Origin of the sequence: Bosea sp. 685 (assembly GCF_031884435.1) — a bacterium.
Taxonomy (GTDB): domain Bacteria; phylum Pseudomonadota; class Alphaproteobacteria; order Rhizobiales; family Beijerinckiaceae; genus Allobosea.
Window position 1 is genome coordinate 176,492 of the sequence record NZ_CP134779.1, and the last position, 17,662, is coordinate 194,153.

The following is a 17,662-nucleotide window of genomic DNA, read 5'->3' on the forward strand; positions in this document are numbered from 1 at the left end:
CTCAGACCTGCGCCTTGCTCGGGTCGAACCAGAAGGTGTCGGGCATGTAGCGGCCGAAGAAGGCGCCGGGCTCGAAGCTGTAGAGCCCCTTGTCGGGCACGTTGCGCAAGGTGCGCGAGACCACGATCGGCTGCAGCGTGCCGTTGATGACGCCGATGGTGAAGAGCTGCTCGGCGTTGATCCTGAGCATGTCGCGCCAGATCTGCCGGCGCTGCTCATGCGTCGCGCTGCGGCGCCAGGCGTGATAGAGCCTGACGAGTTCCTTGACCTCGGGCATGTCGGGTTCCTCGCCCTCGCGGCCGTTGCTCTCCAGGAACTGGCCCCAGCGCGGCCAGTTGAACTGCGAGGCGGATGTGGGCGCCAGCGCATCGGGCTCCATTTCGGGAGCGACCAGGGCATTATCCATGCCGACCCAGGCGGACATGATCGTCTGGCCGGCCAGGATGCGGCGGCGGAAGACGTCGCGTTGCGTCGAGCGGGGATAGATCTTGACCCCGACTGCGACCAGATCCTGCTTGATCAGGTCGAGGATGTCGGTTTCCTCGGTGCTTTCGCCGGAGGTCTCGATGGTGAATTCGAGGCGGCGCCCGTCCGGCAGCAGGCGGATGCCTTCGAGATCGCGCTTCACCAGCCCGATCTCGTCGAGCAGGCGGTTGGCCAGTGCCTTGTCCTGCTCCATCCACAGCCCCGCCTGCTTGGCGTCGTAGAGCGGGCTTTCGGGCAAAGCGGTGTTGCCGCTCTCCTTGGCAAGGCCGAAGAAGATGACCTTGTTGACGTCCTTGCGGTTGATCGCCACCGAGAGCGCGCGACGATAGCGGACATCGCGGTTGAGGTCGCGCCAGACCGGGTCGATCGCGTTGAGGTTTGGCATCAATGCGAACCAGGCGCCTTCCGCCCGCTTCCACAGTTTGATGTCGATGTTCATCCGCTTCGAGGCGTCCTTGAGGAAGGTGTAGTTGTCGAAGCGGATATAGCGGGCCTGCAGATCGCTTTCGCCGGCGGCGGCCTTGGCGGGGATCAGCGAGTTGGTACCGATCGTCAGCGTGACCTGGTCGACATAGGGCAGCTGCAAACCGTTCTGGTCGATGCGGTGGAAATAGGCGTTGCGCTGGAAGGCGAACTGCTCGGCCGGCAGCGGCGTGGTGTTGCGCCAGGGATCGAGCGTCGGCAACTCGGGGTTCTCGGGTCGATACATCCGCGACATGCGCTCATGCAGCGAGCCCCAGTCCTTTATGCGTGCGGCCTTGATGCGCGAGGAGAGCGTGGCCTTGTCGGCGTAGCGCTCGTGGAACTGCTTCAGATAGCCCGAGGGCATATAGATATAGGCCGGCTGCGCCCCGGCGAGCGAAGGCAGGAAGACCGGGTTCGGCGCGTCCCAGCTATAGCGGATCTCGGTCGGCGACAGCACCTCGACCGTCGGCGTCTTGCCGGCCGCAATCAGCGCCTGGGGTGGCCCGCCGGGCGAAAGCCGCTTGTTGTTGGCGACATCCTCCCACCAGTAGCGGAAATCCTCGGTGGTGAAGGGCGAGCCGTCCGACCAGCGATGGCCTGGGCGCAGTTTCAGCGTGAAGATGCGCCCGTCCGCGACATCGAAACCCTCGAGGATATCGCTGGCGAGCTCGAGATTGTCATCATAGACGATGAGGCGGGCATAGCCGTAGATCGTCATCATGCGGATGTCGCGCTGGTCGCCCATCAGCATGCGCATCGTACCACCATGGCGGCCTGCTTCGCGCCCGTCTCCAGACACCGCGATGATGCGGGGAGAGGCTGGCACGCGCTGGGCGATGGGCGGCAGCGTGCCGTTGGCGACCTGCTTGGCGAAGAAGGGGCTGTCGACCAGCATCGGTGGCGTCTGTGGCTGACTGAGCGCCAGACGCGGCAGGCCCACTGCTGCGATGGCGGAGGAGCCGAGCGCGAGGGCCGCCCGGCGCGTGGGCTTGCGCGGAAAGCCGTTCATCAGGCCACCTCCCTGACGGATGCGCCGGCCTGCGCGAGAACGAAATGCCCGTCGCCGAGCGGCAGATGTGCCAGCGCCGGGCCGTTCTCTTCCTGCCTGAAGGCAGGTGCCCAATGCGTGGAGTCGGAGGCGCCGCCTGGCGCGACCAGCTTGAAGTTGAGCTTGCGATCGAGATCGGCGAAAGGCACCGATTTGAGCAGGGCCTTGGTGTAGGGATGCACCGGTTTGGTGAACAGCGCGTGGCGTGGCGCAATCTCGACGATACGGCCATTGGCCATCACGGCGATGCGGTCGGCCATGTAGTTCACCACGGCGAGGTTGTGCGAGATGAACAGGAAGGTCAGGCCGCGCTCGGCCTGCAGATCCTTGAGCAGGTTGAGGATCTGGGCCTGGACCGAGACATCGAGAGCCGAAACCGGCTCGTCGCAGATGATCAGATCCGGATCGAGCGCGAGCGCGCGTGCAATGCCGATGCGCTGGCGCTGGCCACCGGAAAAGGAATGCGGATAGCGGTTGAGGAAGCGTGGATCGAGCCCGACATCTTCCATCAGCGCCTTGACGCGGGCGGTCTGCTCGGCCCCTTCGCCGCGTTCGTGGACGATCAGCGGCTCGCGCAGGATGTTCATCACGGTCATGCGCGGTGACAGTGAAGAGACCGGGTCCTGGAAGATCATCTGGACCCTCGGCCTGAAGGCGCGCAGCGCCTCGCCCTGCAGCCCCAGCACATCGGTGCGGGCCTGGCCGTCATCGAAGGCGATCCTGCCCTCGTTGGGCGTCACCGCGCGCATGATGATCTTGCTGACGGTGGTCTTGCCGCAGCCGCTCTCGCCGACGAGGCCAAGGCATTCGCCGCGCCTGATGTCGAAGCTCACATCGTCGACCGCGACGACGGTCGCGAGCGTGCCCTTGCCGAAGAACTTCCGCGAGCCGGTCGTGTAGGTCTTGCGCAGGTTGCTCACGCTGAGCAACGGGGCCGCGTTCATCGGCGCGACGGGTCTCGGTGCGACGAGGGGGCGGGTCCTTGCTTCGCGCAAGGCGACGAGGCGCTCGCCTTCCTGCATGTCGAAATGCGGCGAGGCCTTGAGCAGGGCCTTGAGATAGGGGTGGCGTGGCCGGCGGAAGATGTCCTCGACCGGGCCGCTCTCCATGATCTCGCCATGGTAGATCACCACGACCTCGTCGGCCATGTTTGCGACGACGCCGAGATCATGGGTGATCAGCAGGATCGCCATGCCCATTTCGGCCTGGAGATCGCGCATCAGGTCGAGCACCTGGGCCTGGATGGTGACATCGAGGGCCGTCGTCGGTTCGTCGGCGATCAGCAGGGCCGGCTGGCAGATCAGCGCCATGGCGAGCATGGCGCGCTGGCGCAGGCCGCCCGAAAGTTCGAACGGGTAGAAGCCGAAGGCGCGGCGGGGATCCTTGAAGCCGACCCGCTTCAGCATGACCTCGATCAGCTCGCGTGCCTGCGCCTTGGGCGTCGGCCGGTGCAGCTGCAGTGCTTCCTCGATCTGGTTGCCGATGGTGTGCACCGGCGAGAGCGAGGACATCGGCTCCTGGAAGATCATGCCGATGCGCCCGCCGCGCAGCGCCCGGATCTCGCGCCCTTCCGAGGGCAGTCCGGCGATGTCGATCGAGGCCCCCGGCGTCAGCGGATCGCGGAACAGGATCTCGCCGCCCGTGATCGCACCGGCGCGTGGCAGCAGCCCCATGATCGCCTGCGAGATCACCGATTTACCGGAACCGGACTCACCGACGAGCGCGACGGTCTTGCCGGGCGGCACGCGCAGGCTGACGCCCTTCACGACATCGCGAGCAAGCCCGTGAATCGTGAAGCCGATGCGTAGATCGCTGACTCGCAGAATATCCATACGTCACTAACGCCGATTGGCTTCCGATGTTGCCTTACGTCCAAGTGCGATCACTAGACGTTGAAAGAGCCGTGTTGCCAATGGCTTTCGACACACGTTCATTCGGCGGGACACTGCCCGGAACGGATGACATCCGCGCAACGCGGCCCGCGCCGAAAGTCGTCGAAGGTCAGGCTCCAGTTCTGCGGGTTGGGCGCGCGGTAAGGCCCGAACTTGAAGTACTGGTTCTTGTCGAGGCCGGGTCCGCTATGGCCGATATGGCCCTTGACGGTGGCGACATGCACGCCATCGGCGATGATTTCGACATGCCCGTCGCCCGTTGGCCCTGGGCTCGAGCGGAACACAAAGTCGATCCAGCCCTTCTGGGCGGACGGCAGATCGGCACGGCGTATCACCTTGATGCCCGGCGCGCAGGAATCGAAATAAGCCGGGTAGTTCGCGGGCGTCATACCGCTTTCGATCGCGACGAGGGCTCGCGTCTGGCGCGCCGCCGGGCGGTTCACGGCCAGCGCCTCCCCGGGAAGGCAGCCCTTCGGCCGGGCCGGCCCGCCGATCGGAAAGGTCTCGATCATGTCGGTTTCGATGGTGACGCCGAGATGCCCCTCATAGAGCCTGAGCGCCATGAAGGGCGAATAGTCGCCATCCGCGCCGGGAATGATCTCGCGTTTCCACTGCGCCATGACGTAACGGCCGTCATCCTGTGGCAGCGGATCGTCCATGAACATGGCAAAGCCGTACCAGACCGTCTGGTTATAGCCGGCAAGGACCTCCGGAGTTTCCCAGACCTCCGCCCGCTCGCTGCAATCATTGGCGGTCGCCGGACAGGAGGGCGCGACGGACAAGGTGAGTGCGCCGCGGCCATTGCGGACATTCCTGTCCTGGAAGATGACGCGCCCGCTGCGCTGCTCGGCATTGTCCTTGTAGAACAGCCCGCCTTCGGGCGCGAACCGACCAGCCTCGAAATCGTCCTTCAGGACGAGCCGGGCTGGATCGCTTCCATTATTGGCCAGCGCCGCCCGGCTCCCGCCGCCGAGCACGAGCGCGAGGCATAGCAGCCGGCACGCCCGGTTGATCGAACCCAGCCTCATCGAACTCCTCCACGGATCGTGATCGAAACATGGCCGCTTTGCCGGGGCAAGCGCCTCCCGCGCGGCGCGCCCACATTGCACTGCGGCCGAGGCTGACCACATATGGGGGGCATAAGACGAGAAGACGGGCGCGGCCCGCCGGACAGGATCGCCGTTGGAGACCAACCTCTTCCGTTACGTCTGGCAGAAGAGCCGCGGCGATCAGATCGTCGTCCTGCTCATCATCCTCGTCTCGATCGCCTTCTACTGGGCGTCGTTCGATGTGCCCAAGCGCATCGTCAACGATGCAATCCAGGGCGGCGCTTTCAAGAACGGCAAGACCACCGCAACGCTGCTGGACTTCACGCTGCACATGCCGGGTTGGCTCGGCGGCGCCAGCTACAAGCTGTTCGAGGGCTTCCAGGTCGGCCAGCTCGGACTGCTGTTCGGGCTAAGCGGATATTTCCTGGCGCTGGTACTGATCAACGGCGCGTTCAAATACGTCATCAACCTGCGCAAGGGCATTCTCGGCGAGCGCATGCTCAGGCGCATGCGCTACGACCTGTTCAGCCAGCTCATGCGCTTCCCGCCCGAGGAGATCCGCGCGGTCAAGCCCGCTGAGGTCGCCAGCATGATCAAGGACGAGGTCGAGCCGATCGGCGGCTTCGTCGGCGAAGCCTTCATCCAGCCTGTCTTCCTGCTGAGCCAGGCGCTGACGGCGCTGGTCTTCATCATGGCGCAGAGCATGTGGCTCGGCTCGATTGCGCTGGTGATCGTGCTGCTGCAGGCGATCATCATCCCGATCCTGCGCAAGGAGCAGCTCAGGCTCGGCCGCCAGCGCCAGATCGAGTCACGCCAGCTCGCGGGACGCATCGGCGAGATCGTCGACGCCGGGCCGACGATCCAGGGCCATGGCGCGACGAATTATGTGCAATCGGACATCGCCGGTCGGCTGGGGACGCTCTTCGACATCCGCTACGCGCTCTACAAGCGCAAATTCGCGGTCAAGTTCCTGAACAACCTCCTGGCCCAGATCACACCGTTCTTCTTCTACGCGGTGGGCGGCTTCTTCGCGCTGCAGGGCAGGCTCGACATCGGCCAGCTCGTGGCTGTCATCGCCGCCTATCGCGACCTGCCGCCCCCGATCAAGGAGCTGATCGACTGGGACCAGCAGCGCAACGACGTCACGATCAAGTACGAACAGGTCATCGCCCAGTTCAACACTGACGAGGCGGTCGTGCTGGACGAGGCAGACGGGGTGAAGCCCCTGCCGGAGACGGGGCAGATCCGGCTCGAGGCCGTGCAGATGCTCGATAATCGCGGCCAGCCCTTGCTCTCGCCCTTGACGCTGCGCCTGCAGCGGCCGGGCACGGTCGCGGTCATCGGCCCCCATGGCGGGGCGCGCGAGGTCCTGGGCCGCATTCTCGGGCGTCAGGCCATGGCCTATTCCGGACGCGTCATGATCGATGCGAACAATCTCGGCCGGATGTCGGTCGAGCGCGCGAGCCACATGATCGGCTATGCCGGCAACGAGGCCGAGATCATCGCCGGCACGCTGCGCGACAACATCCTGCTGCCGCTGAAGCGACGTCGGCCAAGCCTGAAGCCGACCGGCAAGGTCAGCCAGGAGGATCACCGCGTCTTCATGGAGTCGATCCGCTCCGGCAACACGCCGTTCTCCTTCACTGCCGATTGGACCGACTATGAGGGTGCGGGGGTGAGCGACGCCGCCTCACTGGAGGAGCACGTCAAGGACGTGCTCAAGGTGCTGGGCTGCGCCGAGGACGTCTATGAGCTCGGCCTCGATGGCAAGGTGCTGGCCTCTCTGAACGAGAACGCCAAGGAGCAGATCGTCCTGGCGCGGGGCGCCGTGGCGGAAGAGCTCGACCGCAGCAAGCTCGCCGGGCTGATCGAGACCTTCGACCCGCAACGCTACAATGCCAATGCAACCGTGGTGGAGAACCTGATCTTCGGTGCGCGGCGGACGTCCCGCTTCGCCAGCGAGACGCTGCTGTTCGAGCCCTATGCCCATGCCATCCTGGCGGCGGAGGCGCTGGTCGCGCCGCTGATCGAGGTCGGCTCGCGCATCGTGGCGACGGTGGTCGAGATCTTCGAAGGCCTGCCGCAGGGCCACGCCCTGTTCGAGCGCTATTCCTTCGGCGCGGGTTTCGGCATGGAGCGATTGACCGAACTCGCCGCGACCTTGAGCAAGCAGGATATGCGCGCGCCGCTCGATTCCGAGACGGAGCGTGATCTGCTTGCGCTGGCGCTCGGCTATATCGAGCCGAAGCACCGGCTGAATCTGCTCGACGACCGGCTGCGGCGGCGCATCCTGCGGGCAAGGGCGAGCTTCACGGCCCATCTGCCGGCAGATGCCGTCCATGACGTCGACTTCTACGATCCCGGCAAGGTGATGCTGGGCGCAAGCCTGCGCGACAATCTGATGTTCGGCCGCATCGGCTACGGCATTGCCGATGCGCGCAAGAAGGTCGCGGGAATCGTGCGGGCGGCTTTGGCGCGCGCCGGCCTCGACGGCGAACTCTACCGGATCGGCCTCAACACCGATTGCGGCATTCGCGGGCGTTTCCTGCCGGGACGTCTCAAGCTGGCGGTGCCTCTGGCGCAGGCCCTGATCAAGGCGCCGCAGATCGCAGTGCTCGACGTTGCGGCGCTGCTTGCGAGCAGCCCGGAGCCCGAGGGGCTGATCGCCCGGCTGCGCGAGCATTGCGCCGGCATGACACTGTTCCTTCTTCTCGGGGATGCTAGTCTTGCAGTGGGGATCTCGCCGCGGGTCGTGTTCAACGGACCATCCGGCGTGATTGAGGACGATGACCGGGACGGCGAGGACGAAGTCGCGGCAGAGCTGCCGCTGCGTCGCGATGCCGAACGGCTGGAGGCGCGACCATGACGCTCGAAACCGACATCTCGTGCCTGCGGAGGCTGCCGCTGTTTCGCTCGCTCCCCGGGCCCCGGTTGAAGCTCGTCGCGCTGATGGGCGAGCGCCTGCATTTCGACGCGGGCGCGCGGATCATTGCCGAAGGGGAGATGCCGGAAGGCGTCTATGTTGTCCTGGAAGGCGAGGTCGAGATCTCGCATGAGCGAAGCGACGGGCGCAGCAAGCGCTTCCTGCTGGCGTCGGGCAGCATTATCGGCGACGTGCCCATCCTCTGCGGCCAGTCCTATGTCGGCGAGGTCACCGCCAAGAGCGATGTCAGCACGCTGCGGCTGCCGAAGGATCTGTTCTTCGAACTGCTGGAAACGATCCCCGATTTCAGCTTGGCGCTATCGCGCGATCTTGCCTCGCGGTTGTATCGCCTGGCCGATTTCGTGCTGCATAACGAGCACGTTCATTGATGAGGCGAGTAGCGGCATGAGTTTGCCTTCGACGGCGGGAGCCAGCAGGCAAGGCGCGGGGTTGGGGGCGGGCATGGACCAGGTCTCATCCTGGAGCCGCGACATCCGCTTCGCGTCCGGCATGGTGCTGCTGGCTTTCGCGACGACGCATTTCCTCAACCACGCTTCCGGCATCGCGGGGCTTGAGGTGATGGAGGCCGTGCAGAACTGGCGCTACGGGTTCTGGCATTCCTGGCCGGGTACGGTCGCGCTCTATGCCGCGCTGATCGTGCATCCGCTGTTTGCGCTGCTGCGGGTGGCGCAGCGCCGCACCTTCAAGATGCCGGCGCGCGAAATGCTGCAGATCGGCCTCGGCCTCATGATCCCGCTCTTCCTCGTCGATCATATCGTCGGGACGCGGGTGATGGGCACGTTCTTCAATCTCGACGAGAGCTATCACGCGGTGCTGCGGCGCTTGTGGCCGAACCTGGCGTTTTCGCAAAGCATCCTGCTGCTGCTGGTCTGGACGCATGGCATCATCGGCCTGCATTTCTCGCTGCGCTCGCGCGAGAGCTATCAGCGCTGGCGCGACCCGTTCATGCTGGCCGCGATCCTGCTGCCGATCCTGGCGCTGATCGGCTTTGCCGTTGCTGCGCGCGAGGCCGGGCACATGGAATTGCCGCCCGAGACCTATTCGGACGCGGCGGTCGCGATGTTCAACCAGAATGTGACCTGGGCCAAGACGGCGTTCTACGGCCTGGTCGGTTGTTTCGTCGGCTTCGTCGCGATCCGCGAGATCAAGGTTCGCACCACCCGCCACATCACCGTGCGCTTCGTCGGCCATGGCGTGCGCAAGCTCACGCCAGGCTTGACCGTGCTGGAGATGTTCCGGCGCTTCGGCATTCCGCATGCGGCGCTCTGCGGCGGCAGGGCCCGCTGCGCGACCTGCCGCGTGCTGGTGCTCGACGGCGGCGACAAGCTGCCGCCGCCCGGACCGAACGAGGCCAGGCTGCTGCGCCGAATTGCTGCGCCGGATCGTGTGCGCCTGGCTTGCCAGATCAGGCCGAAGGATGATCTGCAGGTCCAGATCCTGCTGGCGTCGCGGCTGGGCGCCGCCACGCGCGGGACGGAGCCCGAGGCGACTGCCGGCAAGCGCGGACTGACCGTGATGGTTGCTGATCTGCGCGCCTTCTCGGCCTTGTCGGAGCGGCAATTGCCGCAGGAGCTGATCGGCTTGCTCAACCGCTTCTTCGACGAGATGGCGCAGGCCATCGCCGCTCATGGCGGGCGGATCGACGCATTCTATGGCGACGGCTTCATGGCGGTGTTCGGGTTGGAGGGCACGCCGGCGCGCGCCGCCCAGGCCGCGATCAGCGCGGCCGGGGACATCGTGCGCGCTGTCGAGGCGCTGAATCGCGAATTCGGTGCGGCGCTGCCCTTGCCGCTGCGGATCGGCATCGGCATCCACACCGGCCAGGCGATCGTCGGTTCCGTCGAGAGCGAGAGCCTCGGCCGGCGCGAGATCACGGTTGGCGAGACGGTGATGATCGCAAGCCAGCTCGAATCGGCGACGCGGCGCGTGTTGTCCGATCTCGTCGTGTCGGAAGAGACGATACGCGTGACCGGCCGGGGCTATCGCGGCACCACGCCGTTGAAGATCTCGATCAAGGGGCGCGAGAAACCCCTGACCGCCTATGGCTTCGCCAGCGCTCCGGAACTGGCCGAGCGCCACGGTGATGACCAGGAGCCCGCGCCCGCCATCGAGACAGGTTCGACAGGGTTGCAGGAGCCGGCCGCTGCTCCCGATGTGCGGGTGGCGGAGGTCACCATCGAACGCGCGCCGTTGTCTGCGTCGGTTTCGCAACCGGACGAAGCCGCGCCCGCGCCGCAGCCTCCCGCGAAGCGCGGCCGCAGGTCCAGGGCGGGCAAGCCGGCCGCATCGGAAGACACGAAGAAGTCACCGGTCTGAGCCCGCAGTGGTGACTGGCCTTTGCGTCCGGGCTTGCCTATGGTCCCGCCGATTTTATCCCGCTTTGGCATGAGTTGGCATGACCCAGGAGCCTTCCGAGGCCTTTCACGACATCCTGCGCGGTGTCGCGGCGCTGACGCGCAATCCCGTGGCCGCCGACATCGCGCGGCTCTATGGCAAAGGCGCGCCGGCTGATCTGTCGATCGCCGTCAACCACAAGCAGATCGCCTCGAAACAATGGCTGGTCGAGACGCTGACCAAGACCTTGCCGCGTCCCGACGGTCCCGTCTGGGTGCTTGGCGCCTGGTATGGCGTGCTCGGCGCGCTGCTGCTGGAAGAGCCGCAGTTGGCGATCAGCGAGGTCGTGAGCCTCGATATCGATCCGGGCTGCGCCGCTGTCGCCGAAACCCTGAACCACCGCCATGTCGCAGCCAGGCGTTTTCGCGCGGTGATCGCCGACATGACGGGCCTCGATTTCGCGGCGCTGGAGAGGCGGCCCGGCCTCGTCATCAATACCAGCTGCGAGCATCTCGACGATGTGCCGGCCTGGCTTGCGACCTTGCCGGCAGGCCTGCCGCTGCTGCTGCAATCGAACGATTACTTTCGCGAGCCCGATCACCGCAGCTGCGTCGCCTCGCTCGAGGCATTTCGGGAGCAGGCGAACCTGTCCGAGGTCTGGTTCACTGGCGCGCTGCCGACGAAGAACTATACGCGCTTCATGCTGATCGGCGCGCGATGAGCACCGCGCCCGAGCCGCTCGTCGCGATCGCGATGAAGGGCTATCCGCGCCTGTCGGAGACCTTCATCGCCCAGGAGCTGCTCGGGCTGCAGCAGCGTGGCCTGCCCTTCGCGATCTGGTCGCTGCGTCATCCCACCGACGCCGATCGCCATCTGATGCATAAGCAGATCACCGCACCGGTGACTTATCTGCCGGAATATCTGCATGACGATCCCGGCCGCGTTCTGCGCGGTGCTTTAAGCGCATTGCGGCGGCTGGGGGCGCTCAGGCTCGCCGCGGTCTTCCTGCGCGACCTCGTTCGCGACCCGACGCGCAACCGCCTGCGCCGGCTCGGCCAGGCCTGTGTAATGGCGCATGAATTGCCGGCGGGCATTGCGCATCTGCATGTCCATTATCTGCACACGCCGGCCTCGGTGATCCGTTATGTGGCGTTGCTGCGCGGGCTGAGCTGGTCGTTCTCGGCCCATGCCAAGGATATCTGGACGACGCCGGACTGGGAGAAGCGCGAAAAGATCGCGGCTGCGGCCTGGGGCGTGACCTGCACCCGCGACGGCCATGCCGAGCTCGCGCGCCTCAGTGACCGGGCCGACAAGGTCGCGCTGGTCTATCACGGGCTCGATCTCGCCCGCTTTCCGCCTCCGCCGTCGCGCATGGGGCGCGATGGCAGCGACCCGGCCGATCCGGTGCGCTTCATCACCATTGGCCGTGCGGTCGAGAAGAAGGGCTTCGACGATCTCCTGTCGGCGCTGGCGCGGTTGCCGGCCACGCTGCATTGGCGTTTGACCCATATCGGCGGCGGCGAGAAGCTGAAGGGGCTGAAGATACTGGCCGAGGTGCTCGGGCTGTCGGAGCGCGTCACCTGGGCCGGGCCGCAGGCGCAAGCTGCGGTCGTCACCGCCTTGCGCGAGGCCGATCTCTTCGTGCTGCCTTCAAAACAGGCCGATAATGGCGACCGCGACGGTCTGCCCAATGTCGTGATGGAGGCGGCGAGCCAGGCGCTGCCGATCGTCGCGACGGATTTCGCCGGCATCCCCGAATTCGTCAGCGATGGCGTCGAGGGTCTGCTGGTTGCGCCGGGCGATGTCGCTGCGCTGGCACAGGCCATGGCTGAGCTCGCGACGGCACCGGAACGGCGTGCGGCGCTGGGCGCTGCGGCGCATGCAAGGCTGACGCAGGATTTTTCGGCTGCAGCCGGGCTCGACCGCATTCATCAGAAGCTGCTGGACGCGGCTAGAGCCGGATGATTTCAGACGGGGTCACTGAGTGATCCCGTCTGAAATCTGAATCCGTCTCTCATCAAAGAGTTAGAGCAGGATCAATGCGAAAAACCGGTTCCCACTTTTTCGCATCCTGCTCTAGGCCGGGCGGGCGCGATTGATGCCACGCATCCTGATTGCTGTGACGCATCTGTTGGGCAGCGGTCACCTCGTGCGGGCGCGGCATCTGGCGCGGGCGCTGGCCGGGGCTGGACATGAGGTGACACTGGCGAGCGGCGGCATGCCTCTGGCTGGACGACCGGACGAGCCCTTCGCTTTCGTGCAGCTTCCTCCGGTCAAGGTCGAGGGCGTCGATTTCCGCAATCTGCTCGACGAAGCCGGGCAGCCGATCGATTCGGAACGTCGCACGCAGCGGCAGGCGATGCTGAGCGGTCTCGCGATGTCCTTGCAGCCCGATGTCGTCGTCACCGAGCATTTCCCGTTTGGGCGGCGCCAACTCGCCGGCGAGTTCATGGGGCTGATCGCGGCTGCGAAGACGGCAAATCCGCAGGTCCTGGTGCTGTCCTCGATCCGCGACGTGCTGGTCGCTCCGCGCGCCGACCGGATCGCCGAGGCGGAGCAGCGCATCGCCAGCCATTTCGATGCTGTGCTGGTGCATGGCGATGCCGCCGTCCTGCCGTTGGAGATGTCCTGGCCGGTGTCGCCGGAATTGGCCGGGCGGCTGCATTACACGGGTTATCTGGCGGATGCGGCGGTGACCGCCGCCCCGATCGATAGTGCTGAAATCATCGTCTCCGGCGGCGGCTCGGCGGCGGCGCTGCCGCTGTTTGAGCTCAGCGTGGCCGCCGCCGGCTTGCTTGGCTCGGTGCCAGGCTGGCGCATCCTCATTGGGCGCGGCGTATCCGAGGCAGCGTTCGCCGGCTTGCAGGCTTCAGCGCCCGCCCATGTGATCGTCGAATGGGCGCGGCCGGATTTTCCGGCGCTGCTCGCGGGCTGCGCGTTGTCGATCAGCCAGGCTGGTTACAATACGGTGCTTGATCTCGTGGCGGCCGGCCGGCCGGCGATCGTCGTGCCGTTCGATGCCGGCAACGAGACCGAGCAGGCGATACGAGCGGAGGCGATGGAGCGGGCGGGGCTGGCGCGTTGCCTGCGCCTTGATGGCGAAACTCCACTCACGCCAATCCTGCTGACGCAGGCCGTCGAATCGATGCTGAACGACGCTCCCGAGCGGAGCGTGACGATCAACCGCAGCGGTGGCGATGCTGTTTGCGGCATCGTGGCGCGGCTTCTCGGCGGGCGGAGCTAGAGCAGGGCGCAAAAAAGGGGGGAACCGGTTTTTCGCATTGATCCGGCTCTCAACTCTTGGATGGGAGACGGATTCGGCGTTTTCTTCGCACAAGTGGACCCTGCTGGCACGTCTGTTGCGAAGCCGACATGTCTGCCGGGAATTCCCGCCCCGGCGGTTTGCGAATTGCCGCTGCCGGTCTTTCGCTTTAGTTAGACAGCGTACGCCTCCCTTTTCGGTCGGCTCTTGGGACAACCGGTCCTCTCCCGGACCTGTCCCATGCCCGGAGACAAGCCAGATGACGACGACGACCGCCCAAGGCCTTCCCGACATGAAATTGTCGGTGCGTCAGACCTTCGGGATTGATTCAGACCTCGAAGTACCAGCCTATTCCAAGGCGGAGGCGCATGTTCCCGATTTCGATCCGGATTACCGCTTCGACCGCGACACCACGATCGCGATCCTGGCAGGTTTCGCGCATAACCGCCGCGTGATGATCTCGGGCTATCACGGCACCGGAAAATCGACCCATATCGAGCAGGTCGCGGCCCGCCTGAACTGGCCCTGCGTGCGCGTCAACCTCGACAGCCACGTCTCCCGGCTCGATCTCGTCGGCAAGGACGCGATCGTGCTGAAGGAAGGCAAGCAGATCACCGAGTTCCAGGACGGCATCCTGCCCTGGGCGCTGCAGAACAACATCGCGCTGGTCTTCGACGAGTATGACGCCGGCCGCCCCGATGTGATGTTCGTGATCCAGCGCGTGCTCGAGCAGTCCGGCAAGCTGACGCTGCTCGATCAGAAGCGCGTCATCCGCCCGCATCCTTGCTTCCGCCTCTTCGCCACCGCCAATACGGTCGGCCTCGGCGATACGTCGGGCCTGTATCACGGCACGCAGCAGATCAATCAGGGCCAGATGGACCGCTGGTCGATCGTGACCACGCTGAACTACCTGCCCCATGACAACGAAGTCGCGATCGTGCTCGCCAAGTCGAAGCACTATCAGGCCTCGCCGGAGGGCAAGGACATCGTCAACAAGATGGTCCGCGTCGCCGATCTCACGCGCAACGCCTTCATGAACGGCGATCTCTCGACCGTGATGAGCCCGCGTACCGTGATCACCTGGGCCGAGAATGCCGCGATCTTCGGCGATGTCGGCTTTGCCTTCCGGGTGACGTTCCTGAACAAATGCGACGAGATGGAGCGCACGCTGGTGGCCGAGTTCTTCCAGCGCTCCTTCGGCAAGGAACTGCCGGAGAGCGCGGTGAACGTGGTCCTTAGCTAAAAGGGCGACACGATATGGCAAGCGCACGCTACGACGGCGGTTGCCATTCCGGCCGTGTCGCCTTCACGGTCGAGACCGATCTCGACCGGACGATCACCTGCAACTGCTCCTATTGTCAGAAGCGGGGCTCGGTGCTGGCTTTCTCGCCTGCGGGGGCCTTCAGCCTCGACAAGGGCGAGGACGGGCTGACCGAGTACCGCTTCAACACGGGCAAGATCCAGCATCTGTTCTGCGAGACCTGCGGTGTCGAATCCTTCGCGCGCGGCGCCTTGCCGGACGGAACACAGACGGTGGCGGTCAATGTGCGCTGCTTGAGCGGCATCGAGCCGGCCGAGCTGCAGCCGACACTCTATGACGGGCGTTCGCGCTAGGAGTGAAGATGGTCGCGATCGTCGTCGAACCGGACCAGGACGAGACGCGCATGGCGGTTCTGCGCGGCCTGTCCGCTCATAACGAGGCGAAGATCGGTCCGCGCAATACGAAACCGCTCGCGATCAGCGTGCGCGACGAGAGCGGTGCGATCGTCGGCGGCCTCGTCGGCGAGCTGAAATGGGAGTGGCTTCATGTCGACCTGCTCTGGGTCGACGGGGGCCATCGCGGCGCCGGCTTTGGCGAGGCGCTGGTGGCGCAAGCCGAACAGACCGCGCGGGATCATGGGGCGCGCGGTGTCTATCTGAGCACGATGAGCCTTCAGGCGCCGGATTTCTATCCTCGGCTGGGCTATCGCGAATGCGGCCGGATGGAGGACTATCCTGTAGCCGGTCATCGCATTCATCACTTCACGAAGGCGCTATGAGCATCTCCAATCGCAAGCCCGGCCAGACCAAGGAAGCGCCAGCGGAGCCGCTGAAGCGCGCGATTTCGGGCGCGATGAAGGCGATCGCGCGCAAGCCCGAGATGGAGATCGTCTTCGCGGCCGACAAACCCTCGCTCGTGGGCGAGCGCGCCCGCCTGCCCGAGCCGCCGCGCAAGCTCACCGCCCAGGATGTCGCGATCCTGCGCGGCCACGCCGATTCGATGGCGCTCAGGCTCGCCTGCCATGACGCGACCGTGCATCGCCGCGCCGCGCCCGAGGGCGATGCGGCGCGCGCCGTGTTCGATGCCGTCGAGCAGTCGCGCGTCGAATGCGTCGGTTCGCGCCGGATGAGCGGCATGGCCGGCAACATCACCGCCATGCTGGAGGATCGCTACCATCGCGGCGGGCGCTATGAGGAGATCACCGACCGCGCCGACGCGCCGCTGGAGGATGCGCTTGCCTTGATGGTGCGTGAGCGCCTGACCGGGCTGAAGCCGCCCAAGGCCGCCGAGAAGCTGGTCGATCTCTGGCGCGAGCAGATCGAGGCCAAGGCCGGGGCCGATCTCGACCGTCTGGCGAAATCCGTCGAGGATCAGCGTGGCTTCGCCCGTACCGTGCGCGACATGCTGGCCTCGCTCGACATGGCCGAGCAGACCAGCCAGGGCCAGGACGACGAGCAGGACGAGGACAACCAGGACCAATCCTCCGACGACCAGCAGCAGCAGGACGGCGAGGCCGAGCAAGAGAGCCAGGGCGAGCGGTCCGAGGTCGAGGTCAGCGACGACGCGACCGAGGAATTGCAGGAGGGCGCCTCCGAGGCGACCGACGCGCCGGCCGGCGACTGGGAGGACGAGGACGAGAATTCCGAGTCCGAGGAAGCCGGCGAAGCGCCGCGTCCGCGCGAGGGCAAGCAGAACGACCGCCCGGTGACGGACTACAAGGCCTATACGCAGAAATTCGACGAAGTCGTCACGGCCGAGGAGCTTTGCGACGCCGAGGAGCTGACGCGGCTGCGTGCTTATCTCGACAAGCAGCTTGCTCATCTCCAGGGCGTGGTGGCTCGCCTCGCGAACCGGCTCCAGCGCCGGCTGATGGCGCAGCAGAACCGCTCCTGGCAGTTCGACCTGGAGGAGGGCGCGCTCGACCCGGCCCGCCTGCCACGCATCATCATCGACCCCTACCAGCCGCTCTCTTTCCGGCAGGAATCGGACGTGAATTTCCGCGATACGGTGGTGACGCTGCTGATCGACAATTCCGGCTCGATGCGCGGCCGGCCGATCACGGTCGCGGCGACCTGCGCCGATATCCTGGCGCGCACGCTGGAGCGCTGCGGCGTCAAGGTCGAGCTTTTGGGCTTCACCACGCGGGCCTGGAAGGGCGGGCTTTCGCGCGAGGCCTGGCTGCAATCGGGCAAGCCGGCGGCACCCGGGCGTCTCAACGACCTGCGCCACATCATCTACAAGGCGGCGGATGCACCCTGGCGCCGGGCGCGCAAGAATCTCGGGCTGATGATGCGCGAGGGCCTGCTCAAGGAGAATATCGACGGCGAGGCACTGGATTGGGCGCATAAGCGCCTGCTGGCTCGGCCCGAGCAGCGCAAGATCCTGATGGTGATCTCGGACGGCGCGCCGGTCGACGACTCCACGCTTTCGGTCAATGCCGGCAATTATCTCGAGCGGCATCTGCGCCATGTCATCGCCGAGGTCGAGACGCGTTCGCCGGTCGAGCTGATCGCCATCGGCATCGGCCATGACGTCACGCGCTATTACCGCCGCGCCGTCACCATCGTCGATGCCGAGGAGCTCGGCGGCGTGATGACCGAGAAGCTGGCGGAGCTCTTCGAGGAAGATGCCGGGCTCTCGACCAAGTCACGCGGGTCGCGGCGGCTGCAGTGAAAACCTCGCCGGCTGCATGGGCAGGCGCGGGGAACCCTCTCCAATCCAAGTCGGATGCTTCCGACTTGGATCATTATCTCTGCCAATCTCGGACAAGCCCGAGATTGGTGGGAGAGAGCAGGGTGAGGGGGCGGCCGTTTGACGCCTTGGCCGCGACCCCACCGCTGCGGCACTGCGGCGTCGGCACTACACTGGTCCAGGGGCCTACACCTCACCCCTGCCCCTCTCCTTACAGGAGAGGGGTTCCC

General features: G+C 65.8%; 13 protein-coding genes. 10 read left to right on the forward strand and 3 right to left on the reverse strand.

Annotated features, from left to right (window positions below):
* Window position 1: 1 nt before the first annotated feature.
* The 3 genes from RMR04_RS01905 to RMR04_RS01915 form a co-directional block, all read right to left on the reverse strand.
* A complete protein-coding gene (locus RMR04_RS01905; RefSeq protein ID WP_311912673.1) occupies window positions 2-1,960 on the reverse strand; it encodes an ABC transporter substrate-binding protein in 1,959 nt (652 codons plus the stop codon).
* Window positions 1,960-3,831 (reverse strand): ABC transporter ATP-binding protein, encoded by a 1,872-nt coding sequence (locus tag RMR04_RS01910; RefSeq protein ID WP_311912674.1) that lies wholly within the window; start codon window positions 3,829-3,831, stop codon window positions 1,960-1,962. Before RMR04_RS01910 ends, RMR04_RS01905 begins: the two co-directional genes overlap by 1 nt.
* Before the next feature lie 98 nt (window positions 3,832-3,929).
* Window positions 3,930-4,919: a polysaccharide lyase family 20 protein gene (locus tag RMR04_RS01915; protein ID WP_311912675.1), complete on the reverse strand. Its 990-nt coding sequence runs from the start codon at window positions 4,917-4,919 to the stop codon at window positions 3,930-3,932.
* Window positions 4,920-5,073: 154 nt separating this feature from the next.
* On the opposite strand from RMR04_RS01915, the gene RMR04_RS01920 reads away from it, so the two are divergent.
* The 10 genes from RMR04_RS01920 (at window position 5,074) to cobT (ending at window position 17,414) form a co-directional block, all read left to right on the forward strand.
* Window positions 5,074-7,806 carry an ABC transporter transmembrane domain-containing protein gene (locus RMR04_RS01920; RefSeq protein ID WP_311912676.1) on the forward strand — a complete coding sequence of 911 codons (2,733 nt, stop codon included), beginning with the start codon at window positions 5,074-5,076 and terminating at the stop codon, window positions 7,804-7,806.
* Window positions 7,803-8,252, forward strand: a complete 450-nt coding sequence (locus RMR04_RS01925) for a cyclic nucleotide-binding domain-containing protein (RefSeq protein WP_311912677.1) — start codon at window positions 7,803-7,805, stop codon at window positions 8,250-8,252. The genes RMR04_RS01920 and RMR04_RS01925 overlap by 4 nt, the downstream gene beginning before the upstream one ends.
* Window positions 8,253-8,268: 16 nt before the next feature.
* Entirely contained in the window at window positions 8,269-10,200 is a 1,932-nt protein-coding gene (locus RMR04_RS01930) for an adenylate/guanylate cyclase domain-containing protein (protein ID WP_311912678.1), read from the forward strand.
* Window positions 10,201-10,279: 79 nt separating this feature from the next.
* A complete protein-coding gene (locus RMR04_RS01935; protein WP_311912679.1) occupies window positions 10,280-10,939 on the forward strand; it encodes a class I SAM-dependent methyltransferase in 660 nt (219 codons plus the stop codon).
* Complete coding sequence (locus tag RMR04_RS01940; RefSeq protein WP_311912680.1) at window positions 10,936-12,183, forward strand: glycosyltransferase; 1,248 nt, start codon at window positions 10,936-10,938, stop codon at window positions 12,181-12,183. The genes RMR04_RS01935 and RMR04_RS01940 overlap by 4 nt, the downstream gene beginning before the upstream one ends.
* A gap of 133 nt (window positions 12,184-12,316) precedes the next feature.
* Window positions 12,317-13,462, forward strand: a complete 1,146-nt coding sequence (locus tag RMR04_RS01945; RefSeq protein WP_311912681.1) for a glycosyltransferase family protein — start codon at window positions 12,317-12,319, stop codon at window positions 13,460-13,462.
* 277 nt (window positions 13,463-13,739) lie between these two features.
* Window positions 13,740-14,723, forward strand: a complete 984-nt coding sequence (gene cobS, locus RMR04_RS01950; protein WP_069688722.1) for a cobaltochelatase subunit CobS — start codon at window positions 13,740-13,742, stop codon at window positions 14,721-14,723.
* A 14-nt stretch (window positions 14,724-14,737) separates the two neighbouring features.
* Window positions 14,738-15,094: a GFA family protein gene (locus RMR04_RS01955; RefSeq protein ID WP_311912682.1), complete on the forward strand. Its 357-nt coding sequence runs from the start codon at window positions 14,738-14,740 to the stop codon at window positions 15,092-15,094.
* A gap of 8 nt (window positions 15,095-15,102) precedes the next feature.
* Complete coding sequence (locus RMR04_RS01960; protein ID WP_311912683.1) at window positions 15,103-15,519, forward strand: GNAT family N-acetyltransferase; 417 nt, start codon at window positions 15,103-15,105, stop codon at window positions 15,517-15,519.
* On the forward strand, window positions 15,516-17,414 hold the full coding sequence (gene cobT / locus RMR04_RS01965; protein ID WP_311912684.1) for a cobaltochelatase subunit CobT: 1,899 nt from the start codon (window positions 15,516-15,518) through the stop codon (window positions 17,412-17,414). The genes RMR04_RS01960 and cobT overlap by 4 nt, the downstream gene beginning before the upstream one ends.
* Window positions 17,415-17,662: the final 248 nt, after the last annotated feature.

What these genes read in the sequence shown, in the direction of transcription:
- RMR04_RS01910 (WP_311912674.1), bottom strand. Translation starts at nt 3,831, where the DNA reads ATGGATATTCTGCGAGTCAGCGATCTACGCATCGGCTTCACGATTCAC.
- RMR04_RS01945 (WP_311912681.1), top strand. Translation starts at nt 12,317, where the DNA reads ATGCCACGCATCCTGATTGCTGTGACGCATCTGTTGGGCAGCGGTCAC.
- RMR04_RS01935 (WP_311912679.1), top strand. Translation starts at nt 10,280, where the DNA reads ATGACCCAGGAGCCTTCCGAGGCCTTTCACGACATCCTGCGCGGTGTC.
- RMR04_RS01925 (WP_311912677.1), top strand. Translation starts at nt 7,803, where the DNA reads ATGACGCTCGAAACCGACATCTCGTGCCTGCGGAGGCTGCCGCTGTTT.
- RMR04_RS01940 (WP_311912680.1), top strand. Translation starts at nt 10,936, where the DNA reads ATGAGCACCGCGCCCGAGCCGCTCGTCGCGATCGCGATGAAGGGCTAT.
- RMR04_RS01930 (WP_311912678.1), top strand. Translation starts at nt 8,269, where the DNA reads ATGAGTTTGCCTTCGACGGCGGGAGCCAGCAGGCAAGGCGCGGGGTTG.
- cobT (WP_311912684.1), top strand. Translation starts at nt 15,516, where the DNA reads ATGAGCATCTCCAATCGCAAGCCCGGCCAGACCAAGGAAGCGCCAGCG.
- RMR04_RS01955 (WP_311912682.1), top strand. Translation starts at nt 14,738, where the DNA reads ATGGCAAGCGCACGCTACGACGGCGGTTGCCATTCCGGCCGTGTCGCC.
- RMR04_RS01960 (WP_311912683.1), top strand. Translation starts at nt 15,103, where the DNA reads ATGGTCGCGATCGTCGTCGAACCGGACCAGGACGAGACGCGCATGGCG.
- RMR04_RS01905 (WP_311912673.1), bottom strand. Translation starts at nt 1,960, where the DNA reads ATGAACGGCTTTCCGCGCAAGCCCACGCGCCGGGCGGCCCTCGCGCTC.
- RMR04_RS01915 (WP_311912675.1), bottom strand. Translation starts at nt 4,919, where the DNA reads ATGAGGCTGGGTTCGATCAACCGGGCGTGCCGGCTGCTATGCCTCGCG.
- cobS (WP_069688722.1), top strand. Translation starts at nt 13,740, where the DNA reads ATGACGACGACGACCGCCCAAGGCCTTCCCGACATGAAATTGTCGGTG.